Annotated in this window: 11 protein-coding genes and 1 pseudogene; all 12 read right to left on the bottom strand. The window is 42.5% G+C overall.

The features are described from left to right. Positions 1-120: 120 nt before the first annotated feature. On the bottom strand, positions 121-1,272 hold the full coding sequence (locus U5L07_17935) for a GNAT family N-acetyltransferase (GenBank protein MDZ7833630.1): 1,152 nt from the start codon (positions 1,270-1,272) through the stop codon (positions 121-123). A gap of 355 nt (positions 1,273-1,627) precedes the next feature. Beyond that, positions 1,628-2,991: pseudogene (locus U5L07_17930) on the bottom strand (ISNCY family transposase). Between the two features lie 139 nt (positions 2,992-3,130). Then, complete coding sequence (locus tag U5L07_17925) at positions 3,131-3,601, bottom strand: GNAT family N-acetyltransferase (protein ID MDZ7833629.1); 471 nt, start codon at positions 3,599-3,601, stop codon at positions 3,131-3,133. A 5-nt stretch (positions 3,602-3,606) separates the two neighbouring features. Then, positions 3,607-4,761: a sugar-transfer associated ATP-grasp domain-containing protein gene (locus tag U5L07_17920; GenBank protein MDZ7833628.1), complete on the bottom strand. Its 1,155-nt coding sequence runs from the start codon at positions 4,759-4,761 to the stop codon at positions 3,607-3,609. Between the two features lie 58 nt (positions 4,762-4,819). Next, positions 4,820-5,809, bottom strand: a complete 990-nt coding sequence (locus U5L07_17915) for a glycosyltransferase (protein ID MDZ7833627.1) — start codon at positions 5,807-5,809, stop codon at positions 4,820-4,822. 10 nt (positions 5,810-5,819) lie between these two features. Then, entirely contained in the window at positions 5,820-6,614 is a 795-nt protein-coding gene (locus tag U5L07_17910; GenBank protein ID MDZ7833626.1) for a hypothetical protein, read from the bottom strand. A 617-nt stretch (positions 6,615-7,231) separates the two neighbouring features. After that, positions 7,232-8,401: a glycosyltransferase family 4 protein gene (locus tag U5L07_17905; protein ID MDZ7833625.1), complete on the bottom strand. Its 1,170-nt coding sequence runs from the start codon at positions 8,399-8,401 to the stop codon at positions 7,232-7,234. Next, positions 8,352-9,353 (bottom strand): hypothetical protein, encoded by a 1,002-nt coding sequence (locus U5L07_17900; GenBank protein ID MDZ7833624.1) that lies wholly within the window; start codon positions 9,351-9,353, stop codon positions 8,352-8,354. Before U5L07_17900 ends, U5L07_17905 begins: the two co-directional genes overlap by 50 nt. Next, positions 9,337-10,488: an O-antigen ligase family protein gene (locus U5L07_17895; protein MDZ7833623.1), complete on the bottom strand. Its 1,152-nt coding sequence runs from the start codon at positions 10,486-10,488 to the stop codon at positions 9,337-9,339. Before U5L07_17895 ends, U5L07_17900 begins: the two co-directional genes overlap by 17 nt. A gap of 146 nt (positions 10,489-10,634) precedes the next feature. Then, positions 10,635-11,225 carry a hypothetical protein gene (locus tag U5L07_17890; GenBank protein MDZ7833622.1) on the bottom strand — a complete coding sequence of 197 codons (591 nt, stop codon included), beginning with the start codon at positions 11,223-11,225 and terminating at the stop codon, positions 10,635-10,637. 76 nt (positions 11,226-11,301) lie between these two features. Then, complete coding sequence (locus U5L07_17885; protein ID MDZ7833621.1) at positions 11,302-12,525, bottom strand: glycosyltransferase family 4 protein; 1,224 nt, start codon at positions 12,523-12,525, stop codon at positions 11,302-11,304. Further along, complete coding sequence (locus U5L07_17880) at positions 12,522-13,688, bottom strand: aminoglycoside phosphotransferase family protein (protein ID MDZ7833620.1); 1,167 nt, start codon at positions 13,686-13,688, stop codon at positions 12,522-12,524. Before U5L07_17880 ends, U5L07_17885 begins: the two co-directional genes overlap by 4 nt. Position 13,689 lies beyond the last annotated feature (1 nt).

Genomic DNA, 13,689 nt, shown 5'->3' with positions numbered 1-13,689 from the left:
CTCGTTGTGCTAAAATATTTTGGGTTTACCCCGGCATGCCTGACAGCCAGAAAGGCTGCCTGAGGTAGTATTAACGTCTTTGCCTGTTGAAATAATGCGAATCCTTGACAGGTGTTGATTTTAGTAATTTTTCGTAAAAACCGTGTCAAGTCTTTTTTTTACTTTTTTTGTCTTTTCGCTGAATAGATACACCGATTTTTTGAGCATAGCTTTAAGCTTAGTTTGAAATAAATCATATTTTTCGCCACTTCTTACTATTAATTTACAGCTCAATTTATCGCATGCTTCATAGGTGCCGATAAACCTGACATCATTTCCACCAAACCCCGCCTTAAAATATGAAGGACCAGGATAAACATCAGGATCGTAGCCTCGAAGGTCAAAGTACTCGTAGCCTTGTTCTTTTAACCATTTAATAGCATGCCAATACAGAACATATGAACTGTTCAATCTATTTTTTATATCTTTTGTCCCGGTTGCGGCAATAATCGGCATTCCAGTATTCCCGATACCAAAAACGACTAAAGCACCGACAACCTCATTGTCATATCTAGACAAGAAAACCCTCATTTTCATATTGTCGGGCAATTTATTCTGTATCATCATTTGTTTTTTTATATCCGCTATATATATAGTAAAGGCTTTTCTTTCCACCATGTCTTCATACACATCTTCAATGTGCTCAAACAATTGTGCATTAGCGCCTTCCTCAATAATGACACCCTTCCCCCCCCCTCTGTTCAAAGCTTGCCTCCATTTTCTTCTGAAATTTTTCTTTAACTCTTCAAGGCTTATTGAAATGTTTAACAGTATGGTCCTGTATTGATTTTCATTGCTGTTCCAATTAAATTTTTCTTTATCCAAAAGGGCTTTTATCGAGTCTGCTTCCTTGCCACTCTCGAGCTCGTAAGATCTAATTTTTAGAAGAAGCCCTCTTCGCATGACATATTCATTAAATAAGGCCCTCAGCATATTTTCTATTACTTGTAAATCTATGGCCTCTCCTTTCAAGCGCCACATGGGCCCCCATGAAACATGAGCAAATCCCGCCTTGATTACCGGCAGCTCCACTTTCCATAGCTGTGCTGCAGCAACAATAGATCCATTTTTCTTGAGGACTAGATGGCTCATGTTTTTTACGCCCCATGTCATCTCTCCATGTTCCCACGTCTGATAAAAGTTTGCATCTTTAAATATCTTTAATATTGCTCCCCACTCTTCTTTATCTACTTCATCAACTTCGCAGCAAAATTTTTTCTGCAATTCTTGCATTTTCTCCTCTTGCTTGTATTTTTGTAACTTCCATGAGAAGGTTTATGTCAAGAGCTAATTCGTTCGCTAATTCGTTCACAAATTATCCTTTTCCCACCATCTAACAAGTCTCGTCCGTCACGCTTCCATCCGCACTCTTTTGTGGGGCTGCCTTTTGCCCCGGTGCATGTTAATATTCGTGGGCAGGAACTGCTAGTGTCCATCCCAAAATAGGCATTTTGGCGAAAGCGAGTAAAAAAATCCGGCCGTAGCGGCCTTAACTTCAGCCAGGTTGGCCGAAAAAATAAAAAATAATGTAAAATCAGTCTGTTTTCAGCTTGTTTGAGCGCACTTATCCATTTGAATTAAGATTTTATCAGCCGAGCCAATGCTGCCCAGACAGCTTGGCCCTGGCAAGTGTCAAAAGATTGGCGGCGACAATCGATGACCACACGTAGGATTTAAACGAATGCCATCCTTTCCACGTGCAGCGGGTAAGCCCCAGGCACCGCTTCAGCCAGGAAATTCCGGCCTCAATGCCGGCACGGAAGCGGCGCAACCGGTTATATACATACTCGCTGCGGCACATATCGGTTTTTTCAAGTCCTCGTCTTTTGGAAAAGCAAATATCTTTTATTTTCCGCTCCTTGGCCTGTTCCAGATTGGCTTTGGAGGCAAATCCGCCATCCAGGCTGGCCTTGAGCGGATAGCCTCCGTAAATATCCTTTTGGCGGTCAAGCATGGATATCGTAAGCGAGCTGTCGGCAGGGTTGCCATCAAAAATCCTGCAGTCGAGAATCAGGTTCGAAGCGCCGCCGGTCAGGCATATTTTGTGGCCATAAATCGTCTCGCGCCGGTCCTTTATAATGATGTCGGTATGCGGTTCAAATATCGAAAACACTTTTTCTCCGGCGGGCACTTTTTCTCCCAACAGGACCCGGCGGCGGGTCTGATCAATGACTTTGCCCATCAACTGTGCATCATGTTTGATCGCTTCGGATATGGCAAGCGCTTTCAAGGAAGAACTTCCAAGCAGGTTTGTTTCTGCTGTGCTGGCATATCCGAGCACCATGTCAGCCACTTTGAGCAGATCAAGATATGCGGCTTTGCGCTGGTTTTTGTTCTTTGCATTCAGGATGGCCAGCATGCGGCGTTTGGCCCGGCGCTGGTGGTTGGAAAAACCAGAAACCTTGACACCTTCAGCTTTTGCCTGCTTGATATGGCGGGTCAACACCCGGACCCCATCATAAAGAAGACTCGAATCAGAAGGCTCATGAATATTGGTTTCTACACACGTACAGTCGATGCGGACCTGTCGACCTTTTTCAATTTTTTGATCTTTGGAATATTGGAGCAGACAACGGTTGATCGCCTCCCAGGTCTGATCCGAAATGGATTTGATGTTTCGATTGAGAGTCGATTTTTTGAATCCCTCTTCGGCCATGCCAATGCGACAGAACCACCGCAGACTTTGCGAATCCACGATATGGAAGGCCAGTTCTTCATAAGTGAAGCTATACAGTGTCTTTACAACGGCGCTGCGGACTATCTGATCAGCACTCATGCCTTTTGCCCCGGCATGTTGAACCGGCGATTTGCCACTGATCAGGTCTTGCAAAATCATCTCGGCGATGGTAGGATTACTATCTATGATGTCGCTGATCGTCTCGAGTTCTTTGCTCTGGGGATGGTCTTTAATATGGATCATAGAGGCATTTGTTTTTGCCATTTTTCGCGCATTTTGTGCTGGCTCCTTTTTCTGTATTTACAGTTATATTGGTTGTTTGTGGAAACTCTAATATACTACAAAGCTCGGAAAAACACCAGCACAAAATGCGCTTTTTTTATTTTTTCAAAAAGTTATAGCCTTGGATGAACACTACTTCCTGAATTTGTCGATTATTAGAAGCGAAAAAAAAAGAATTTTAATTACAGGAATCATTCCACGACCTAAAGGAGAAATAGCTTGCAAATAGTAAAGTAAATTACCTTTTTTACCTACAAGTATATACCCCTGCTTTGTTAACGCTTTTATACTCGGAATATTTTTCTCGTCAATTATACCTAGTAATACGTGGCATGTTTTTTCTTTGCGGCATTTTTCAAATCTTTTAGCAATAAGCTTTGCCCCCACCCCCTTTTTCCAATGCTCTTTTTTCACTATTGCCCAAGAACGAACAATTCCATATTTTTTTTCAACTCCCGCGGCAGCAATTAATTTGCCGTCTTGATACTCCGGAATTATCCAAATGGAATTCATCATCCTTTGGAAAGTCACATTGAAATAACTTTTCTCGTCTGATAAGCTATTGCAAAATTCATTCAATTCACTTTTATTTGGAGGAAACATATTTTCTAACTGTTAAAACTGGAGATTTTCATTGAGGGCTTATTGATTAATAAATCATAATCTCTAAACACTTCCCAAATCTTTTTATCTTTCAGCACAGGACCATAGTCCATCTCAAGTCCTGCATGATCAGGATTGGCATTTATCTCAATTAACACCGGACCACTTGGGGTGATCGCTATATCGGGTCCCAGAAGCTTATAATATGGAAACTCCAACTGGATTTGTTTGGATAATTCAACAACCTTTTGCCAGAAAGGAATTTTAAAATTTTTAAACTCAAAATTCGAATTCGGATGATAATCGAATTTTTCTCCCCGGCCATTCATTGCGTAATCGAACAGGTTGCCGCTTTCAAGGTTAACTCCAATTGACAACCCTCCTGCACACTGATTATCCAGGAAATTATCGCCAAGTCCGAATCTCATAAAAGCTCCGAGAATCAGGACCTCCCCGTCCCTCGACATTATTGTTTCGGTGCGAATAGTATTTATTGAGGAAGATATTTTGGATAAATCTTGATGCTGCTCAATAAATTCCTGAATAACTGATGGCGCTTCTAAATGAAATGCAGAAAGAGATAATGTTTTATTGCCATCGAAGACTGAAATTTTACCATTTTTTTTATGGGCGAGATACACACCTCGCCCCCCTTTACCCCTTGCAGCTTTAACTATAACTTTTGAAGCACTTTCATTATCAAATAAATACTTTAATGTTTTCTCCCATTCTAAACCTGGTTCAATATATCCTATACGCCGTGGAAGCGGGAACCCAAAGTGGGAGCAAAGTTGATAGCATACAAGTTTGTCCTCAAATATTATTTCGTATTCTTTTCTCTGGACCTCTTTTCTTAAACGAGCTCTCTGGTGAGGGTTATATGTAGATCCATAATAATACTTCCATTCAGATCTATCTTTTTCCCACAATCTGAAGGAAGAGTAATAATCAGGGAAATCCCTTAATTTAAAAAATATATAAATAAAATCCTTAAATACTTGGTATCTTGATGCTGAGCATTCCTTCCAGTTCACTAAAACGAAATAGGCATAAGGCAATGCAACAAACCGAATTATCCTTCTGAAATACGGCACAGAAGCTTTCGCACAAGATAATGCAAAGTCTCTTACGATTGTATAACTTCTATCAATGATATCCATATTTGACCAAATTCGTAAAAATAATTGAGAGCCCGTTATACTCCTCTTATAATGGCGACTATGTATCAGAATTACTATCTATATTTCCTATTTTTTCTTTAAAACCACTGAACTTTTGTTCCCACTCGCTGTTAATTTTTTCTTTAAGGATTGCAACATTGTTTAAGCAGATCTCGTAATCCTCCATCAGCTCGATAATCCCGTTACAGATACCATCAGCACTATTCTCAACAAAAACGCTTCCGGTGAAATATTGCCGCAATACCTGCTTATCCGAAGTAATCAGTGGGCGGCCTGCTGCAACCGCTTCATAGCAACCGCAGAGCATGCAATAATCTGCTGTTGTTAAAGCCATTATTGCATCAGCAGCATAAACATGATCTGTAAAATCCTGCTCACTTAAAAAATCTGTAAAAGTTACATTGCCTTGGGATTTTTTCCTTATGGCGGGATCCAGCTTTTTCGAATTTCCGGAAATGTACAACTTAACCCCCTCTTCTTCTAACTTGCCTGCCGCCACAATGGCTTCAGCAACAGGTTCATCCCCCCCAAATGATGAAATCATGAAGATACTGAATCCTTCAAGTTGAATGTCGCGACTCTTTTTCAAATCCGGAAGCTTATCGGGCAGCACATATGCCCTGCCTCCCATGTCTCTTACAATACCGGCCAGGTATTCATTTGTAACTATCGTTAAGTCTGCATTTTTTATTGTAAAATTATTTAACAAGTCAAAAACCATCCAATCTGATGATACTATTCTCTGCTTGTTAATTCTAAAATTAGTATGCCTGTCCACAATTATCCTTCTTCTTGTAACCCACTTAAATAAACAGGCAAGTGCGGCCAAAAGCATTGAAGGATTTTGAACAAACACTATCTTGTACCTGCTGAAAAGAAATACTTTCAAGGTATTATATATACACTTCGGGTATCTTGATCTTCCTTCAAAATCAAAAACATACAAATCGCAGCCGAGGATGCCGGCCAGTTCTATGGACCTCCTTTGTCTTTCCCATGTTATCCACACTTTTCCCGGTTCTGACATAAAAAACCTTTCACTTGATCCTTGAGATAAAATACCTGAGCTTCCCGGATTTATCCGGAAGTATCCTGTCTACCACATTAAAATCGATCTGCATTTCATTGCCCAGATATTTCCTGAGCCGGGCTTTGACTTTCTGTTCAATTACTTCGTCAAAACTACTTTTCGGGATGATATCGATTTTTATAAATCCTTTTTTGTCCTGATAGGCCCTGAACTGAATTGCATAATCCTTGAGAATATATGCCAATATCGCATCATAGACTACGTCTCCATTGGGGCAGACAATAAAATCGTCCACCCTGCCCTCCCGAATTTCCAGTTCTTCAAAAGGCCTGCCGCACTTGCACCCGGGGTTTAAAACCCGCCCCCTGTCCCCTATTTTGTATTTTATAAAGGGAACTGACCGGCTGTTAAGCTCTGTTACTGCTATTTCTCCGAACCCGGCCTGGTCAGGGTCCATGATATCCACATGCACCGTCGGCAGCAGGTGCATGGTCCCGTATTCGCATTCAAAAGCGATTATGCCGTTTTCTGTGGACCCGTATTCATTGACAACCCTGGCCCCTGTTACTTGTTCAATTTTTTCCTTCTGGTACTGAAAAAGGATTTCACCCGTGCATATCACAACAGATGCACCGATTTCTTTACCGTCAAGTCCCAGCCGCTCCAGTGACAGGGCGAATTGATACATCGCATTTGGATAGCAGTAAAAATATCCGGGCTTGTGGTTTAAAAGTATAGCATGAAACCGCCGGCAGTTATGATCGCTCATTTCAAAAGCTGAAAGGCGCTTTCTGCCCAACATTCTGTCCTTGGCATCCTGGATCATTCTCGCTCTGGGAGCAACCGAGCTGCCCCAGATTCGTGCCTGCCTGGACAAGGGCAAAATGCCATGCCAATGGTATGCGCAGTACATCATGGCATCCATGTACCCGGAGGCATACCTGTCTTTTTTGAAAACAAACGGGGTTCCAGTCGTGCCACTTGTCGAACGCCAACCCGCACGCATATGCCCGCAAATAAAACCGGAGAGATTATTTTTGATTATCCATTTATCCACAGCCGGCAGCTTATCCAATAATTTAAAAGCAGAATCGCCGCCTGCGCCATGTTTTGCTTCTTCTACTGAGGTTCGATAATAATCGCACTCATTTCCGATAAATTCTATCAATTCTCGGAGTTTTTTTTCCTTGTACACAACAACAGACTGCCGCCCAGATTTCTCAAGCCTTTCTAACTCATCAATTGCAGACTTAACCCTTTCCCCCCGCAGCCGGTAAATAAATTCCAATTTTTTATCGAGAACCGGCATGAGCCGTTCTTACCTCCGCTATTTCATTTAAGGCCTTATAGTGGCAAGGCCTGCATTGTTCTACAATTGCGCTTATTTTTCTTGGGGTTTTCCCGGCATGCGGTGAGTTATCAGAGCGATCTATTTATCGACGAATCATAAAGCTCTTGATACTGTTGAATCATTCCGGTTTCAGAAAATTTATTCAGGAAAACCCTAAAACCGTTTTCTGATATATTTTTCTGGAAAGAAGGATTTTCGAGCACTTCAATTATACCTTGCGCGAGCTCCGCAGAAGAGCCCGGGGCCACGAGTTTTCCGGTTATATCATTTTCCAGTATTTCTTCTGGGCCCCCACTTTTAGTTGCAACGACCGGGATCTTATGGGACATGGCTTCAATAACAGACAATGAAAAGCCTTCTGAAAGGGACGGCAAAACGAAAAGGTCCGAAGCTTTATAGACAATGTCGGTTTTTCCCTGGTAGCCGATAAAAAAAAAGGAATTGTCCAATTTAAGTTCTGCCCGCAAGTTTAATAAAATTTGATAGGTCTCATCTACAGGCGCTCCTGCGACCACAAATTTAACGTCGGGGAATTTGGAAATGACGCTTTCAGCCGCTCTTAGAAGAACATCGTAACCTTTGATAGGCTTTATATTGCCGACTGCTGAAATCAAAATATCGCTTTCTGAAAAACCCAGTTCCTTTTTGGCCTGGCGCCTATCAAACTGCCATACCTTCGGCATGGGTATTCCATTATATATACAGATTGATTTTCCGGGACGGGTATAAGCCATAGCCGAGAAATAATTTTTTAGATACTCTGATACAAATACAACGGCTTTGGTTCGGACAAAAATTATGGATAGCTTGATTTTGTTAAACAAATCCTCAGGCCGCCAATCAGGGATGCCATGAAAAGTCGAAATTACAGGTGTCCGGGTAATACAAGTGGCCACACTGCCATAAAACGATGAGCCGAAAAGATGCGTGTGGACAAGGTCAATTTGATATTCCCGTATGAATTTAACTATCTTTTGCAAAAGAGAAAAATTCAATCTTCCCTTTCCATTGAAAACAAAAACCCTCACCCCGGGCTCTGCTGACAACTGATCGAAAAGCCATCCATAATCAGACAACAGCACATAAGATTTGAAACGGGTCTTATCGAGGCCGCAAACCAGAGTTTTAAAAACCGTTTCCGCGCCACCATGCCCTGTTGTATCGATCAGGTGCAGGATATTATAAGGCTTATCCGGATGATTCATCAGGAAAGAGATAGGCCAGCTCACTTTTTTCATAAGTACTGGCGGTCAATTTTCTTTTAAAGGAATGCAGAAACCACTTCAACTCCAGATTGACTCTTTCAGTGAAACCAATATCCATCTCCTGGCGAAAACCTGTCAAATAGTCCAAAAGCTCTGATACCGTTGGGAACCAGCCATTTCTTTGCGAAAAACGCTCAAGCAGATATTTCGTCTCCGGATTAACGGCGCCCCCTTTTACAAACCCTTTGCCAATATGGGTGCTCAGTATGCAGACGCCCCCCTGTTTCTCTAACTTTTCCTGGTTTTTTAAATGAATCAGGCGGTTGAATTCTTCCACATTATCGGCATCGCTGGAAATGAAAAGGTTATTTAAAAACGGTTTTCTGGAATCAGCATAGCATACGCGGGGACTTATATTGAAAAGATTAATTTCATCATAGCTAAAAGAGCGGGCATAGCTTATATATTTTTTTGCCAGGTCCCCCCAAAAAAAATGGGAATCAGGGCGGTGGCCTTCGGAATAACCACTTTTTGACGGATTTAAAAGCCGAAAAAGCAACTTGAAAGCTTTTATGGTAAACCGGTCATCTTCCCAATACAGGTTTTCGCGGTTTCCTGCGTGACTAGCATATGCGCGCGGATAAAAGCCCAACTCACTTCTGAACTTTTGCAAACTTTTTTTAACTATACTGCGATCACTGCTCTCCATCCGGGCGCCATGATATGCTATCTCAAAACCGCGCTGCTGAAGGGATTTAATGTAGTCGCAATATTTACAATCCTCTAAGGTCTGGGAGCCAAAATAGTCGCTGGCAGTATCATCGACAGACAGCGGCCAGACGGATTTCGTAGTCCTGAAGCCAAGCCCAGCCAGCAATTCATAGACAGGTGCAATATTGCCTAAAGTTGAGACATCCGTATCATCAAAAATGGTAAAGGCAAATCGCTTGTTTTCAGGCCAGGAAATTCTATTCCTCGTCCTCATCTGTTATATCTTTTGCTTCTATTTTGACTACATTGTTCAAGGAAACAGTCATCCCCAGATTAATCCAAAAATATGGATAATAAAAAACAGTTACAAAAAAACCGGTAACCAGGTATGCCAGCAAGGATAAATCCAGTGCCTTGGAAAGATTAGTGTACCAGTTTCTTTCCATGGCCGGAAATTGCATAGCAACCTTCCTGGTTTCCCTGTTGTTTTTTAGCGTAAAGAAGATAAGAAACAGGAACACGGCCAATCCGGTCAAGCCCAGTTCAGATGAACACTCTATAAATATATTGTGGGAAAGTGCCCCTGTGCCATCAAACATTTTTTCATCCGCTTCCCCCCAATTGGAAAACCCCACACCAAAGACAGGATAGGCCTTTACCATTTCAATGCCTTTTGCCCAACGTTCAAGACGATTTTGGGCTGTACCGTCTGTTTCCGCTCCCATATTTTGCAGGCGCTCCATATCTCTTTCCGCCATTAAAAAAGGAGTGCTCACCATGATCAGGATTAAAACAATGGCCCCGAACATTTTCTTTTTAGCATAAAACCACATGGCCAGCAGAACAAAGGCAAGACCCAAAAAAGCCCCCCTGGAGCCCGAGGCTATAACACTCCCAAAACATGTAACAGGTATAGAAATCAATATCAGTTTCTTAAACCAGTGGATATAAGGCCAGACAGATATAAGAAAATAGGTGCTGATCGCAAAGGCTATGCACATCTGGATGGCAAACTCTCCCGGATTCCTGAGCCATGCCATCCCCACAACTGCGCCGTATTTTTCGTACTCAAAACCTCTGGCAACCCATTTAAGGAATGCGAAATGAGAGAGTTTAAAGTTTATAAGCAGGTAAAATAAAATAAAAACGAAAAGTTGCTTTCCATTGGTTATGGAATAAATAATTAAATAATAACAAAGGATGAGTATAATAATATCCTGCAAACTACTGAACGCGGTCTGCGGCGACAACGCGAACACGGAAGACATTAAAACAACGATAAATAGAATCTTTATTGTTTTATTTATCGGGTTCCTGACGGAAAATAATTTTCCTTCGAAAACGATTGTAAAAAACCATAGGATTATCACCATCTGCATCCAGGGAAGAAAACTTATCGCCGGATACATGCTCTGGGGCCTTAAATATTCGAATAAAAAATATAAAAGCAGCAGCCAAAATGATAATTTCTGAATGAAACCATATTTCAAGATGCTGCTTACGTTTAAGCTATATAGCTGATTTGTCTGCATAGAAAGTAGGAGGTTAAAAACCGTTATACTTTGACCTTTTTTATAAGCGAAAAATAAGAATTTACATGGGCTATGGGGGTAAGACCGGTAAATCTCATTCCCTTTATGACATTCACATTTCCTTCAGAAACCACATTCACAACTCTTTTGTAACCTTTCAGTCTAAGATCCTGGCACGTATAATTCATGGCTTTTGCCATTATCCGTTTCCCCCTGAACTTCGGCATAGTATATCCGAATTGCAGTTCGACTGTTTTTTCATCTTGAATATCACAGAATTTAGAAAATTCGCCTTTGCCAAACAACCAGTGAATATACACCGGCTCAGAATCCAGAAGCACAAGATGAAATTTTTTTCCCCCATGCGTCTTATCTACATAAAATTCTCTTGGCAAATCATCCCTCTCTTTTCTAAGTTTATCAAGGACGCTTAAGTCATCAATAATTACAGTATATTCAGGATCTAATTCCCGACCATTGAAATTATAATCCAAATCAATGGCATTAATTCTAAACTTAAGAATGCGGGTATACCTGGCTGAAATTCTTTTTGCCGTATCTTTAATTCCCTTTTTTTTATAATAGTATAAAAATTCCTGCAGTTTTTTTTTCAACACGCAGCCCTTTTAATCTTTTTTGGGTTTTCTGAAAATTTAGAGTGAATTCCTTGATGGTATGAATGGGGAAACATTATTTTTGTTTTAATTGTATGACATTCTCATAAACCCGCTGAACATCAGCGGCATAACGCTCCTTTGTAAAATTCTGAAGCACGCGGGCCTTTCCTTTGCCTCCCATTGCGCTGGCAAGTTCCGGATCCTTTAACAAGGCAATTATTTTTTCGGCCATAGTCTTATAATCATAACTCTGCACCAAAAAACCGGTCTCCCCCTCAATCACGATGTCAAGCGGGCCGCCGGAGCGGGCCGCGACAACCGGCCTGGACATCGCCATGCCTTCGATAAGAACCATCCCAAAAGGCTCCGGCCTGTTTGAGGCATGCACGATAACATCCATAAACTTCATGAAAGCCGCTACATCCTGCCGATACCCGGTAAAGACCAGTTGATTCTCAATGTCCAGTTCCTGTGCCAGTTTTTTCATTTCGTCTATAAAAAACGGATCCCCATCTGAGCAGTCCCCGACGATAAAGGCTATGGCATGCGGGACCGCTTTTATTACATTACTTGCAGCATAAACAAATTCCCTTATGCCTTTCCACTGAACAACTCGCCCAAAAATTCCAAAGCAAGGCTGGTCCGGAGAGAGGGAAAACTCTTCAAACAAGTAGTCAGTATCAAGGTCCGTACTAAACTCGTCCAGATCAATGGCATCATAAACCAGAGAGATACGGTCTGCCGGCACGCCAATCTGCAGCAAATTGTCCCGGATAGCGCCGGAAATCGCCACATGATGATCGATCAGTTTAGCATAAAAACGGGTGAGCGGATGGATCACTTCAAAGTCACGGAGGTGCGCGATACAGGGTATGCCCAGAAGTTTGGCCGCCAATATCCCTGCTGGCTGGCTGCCGAAAATGTTATTCAGATGAATCAAATCAACCTGATGTCTCCGTCCCAGTCGATAATATTTTAACGATTCGGGGATTATTATAAAAACCAACCAAAAAGAAGAGCGCATCAGGTTCAGGATGCCACGAAAAAAACGATATCGAAAGATCGGAAGGGCAAGCAGTTTACGATAAACCCGGTTGTTCACCCAAGGCAGTCTGGGGACAAAATGATACCAGGTACAGGTGAAGTTTTTTGCCAGATGTTCCCGTGGCTGAGCGCAAACCAGTATGGGGACGAACCTTTTTTTATCCAGGGCACGCAACAGATGACAGAGACTGTTAATCGCCCCGCCAAAAGTAAAACTGTTGTCCAGTATCAGAATTCTAATGGCATCTTTCATAGCGGAACCAGATCCTCAAGATGTTGCAGACATTCCAGGTAGTCTCCTTGTTCCCGGATAAAAACCTCAGGGTATTGCGCCGCCCGGCTCATATAGCGGATCAGGCAAGCATAGAGAATGATTTTCAGGGGCTCTCCGGTTAAATCAAACTCCTGCGCATAACAGTCTTTGTCATCCAGGGCGCCTTTTCGCCAAATTTCCTCGCTTGCTTCACTGAAAGCTCTGGCCACACTGTGCCCGGATTCCGAGCGCTTTTTTTGCACCACAAGATTCAGATAATCTATCCCGGGCAGATCATTTACCCGCCCGGTATCCCAGTCTATTACACCAGCCAGGTGTCCGGTAACCGGGTGAACCAGTATGTTCCCGTATCCGTAATCGCCGTGAGATATGGTTAAAAAAAAAGTACGGCCGGAAAGAATCCGGCGCATCTTCTTAACGACCCTTAATACGCCTGCCATCAGCTCCGGATCGCACGCCTTCACCTTACAAATCCGCTGGACATCCGCACTGAAGAATTCCTCGGCATGGTCCGGTGTCAACAGCATGGATTGCCGCATGGACAGTTGGAGAGTGGTTATAAATTCTACGGCTTCAGCGAATATAACCTTACGCAGCCCACCTTGATTTATCTTCCAGGCAAGCCGGCCCTGGATCAGTGTTTCCGTGAAAAGTGTATGGGCAGCATCTTCCTTTTCGCTGATCGGTTCGGGCAATTTTTTTTTTATTGCCGCGGACAGTCGGGAAGATTTGTGCAGAAAATTCAAAAAATCCTGATTCCGGCGCACTATCTTTTGCACATACGGATCGCTGACAAGCCGGGTGATAAAATTTTTCCGCGTGTTTTGCTCGGTGATGAAAATAACCAGGCTGCCTCTCAGCCTCATATCAAAACGCTCAACAATACATACACATTCCTGATTATTCAGAAACCCTTGAATTTGCCCTGCTGCGGTTTTGACGACGGTTCTGTTTTCAAGGCCGCGATTTGAAATCAGATAGATCCGGCCATCTGCAATCCAATGATATCGCTGCATATGTGCGGCAAGCCGGTACACCGCATGGGCATGGGGCGGGATTTCGAGAAATTGACTGCCCGGTACTATCATCTCTTCGGCGGCCTGATATTTGGGAATGCCGACGAATTCCTTTGCAACCGGCATG

The sequence above is a fragment of the Desulfobacterales bacterium genome, assembly GCA_034520365.1.
Taxonomy (GTDB): domain Bacteria; phylum Desulfobacterota; class Desulfobacteria; order Desulfobacterales; family Desulfosalsimonadaceae; genus M55B175.
This window is presented reverse-complemented; position numbering and strand designations above follow the sequence as displayed.

What these genes read in the sequence shown, in the direction of transcription:
- U5L07_17935 (MDZ7833630.1), bottom strand. Translation starts at nt 1,272, where the DNA reads ATGCAAGAATTGCAGAAAAAATTTTGCTGCGAAGTTGATGAAGTAGAT.
- U5L07_17925 (MDZ7833629.1), bottom strand. Translation starts at nt 3,601, where the DNA reads ATGTTTCCTCCAAATAAAAGTGAATTGAATGAATTTTGCAATAGCTTA.
- U5L07_17920 (MDZ7833628.1), bottom strand. Translation starts at nt 4,761, where the DNA reads ATGGATATCATTGATAGAAGTTATACAATCGTAAGAGACTTTGCATTA.
- U5L07_17915 (MDZ7833627.1), bottom strand. Translation starts at nt 5,809, where the DNA reads ATGTCAGAACCGGGAAAAGTGTGGATAACATGGGAAAGACAAAGGAGG.
- U5L07_17910 (MDZ7833626.1), bottom strand. Translation starts at nt 6,614, where the DNA reads ATGTTGGGCAGAAAGCGCCTTTCAGCTTTTGAAATGAGCGATCATAAC.
- U5L07_17905 (MDZ7833625.1), bottom strand. Translation starts at nt 8,401, where the DNA reads ATGAAAAAAGTGAGCTGGCCTATCTCTTTCCTGATGAATCATCCGGAT.
- U5L07_17900 (MDZ7833624.1), bottom strand. Translation starts at nt 9,353, where the DNA reads ATGAGGACGAGGAATAGAATTTCCTGGCCTGAAAACAAGCGATTTGCC.
- U5L07_17895 (MDZ7833623.1), bottom strand. Translation starts at nt 10,488, where the DNA reads ATGTATCCGGCGATAAGTTTTCTTCCCTGGATGCAGATGGTGATAATC.
- U5L07_17885 (MDZ7833621.1), bottom strand. Translation starts at nt 12,525, where the DNA reads ATGAAAGATGCCATTAGAATTCTGATACTGGACAACAGTTTTACTTTT.
- U5L07_17880 (MDZ7833620.1), bottom strand. Translation starts at nt 13,688, where the DNA reads ATGCCGGTTGCAAAGGAATTCGTCGGCATTCCCAAATATCAGGCCGCC.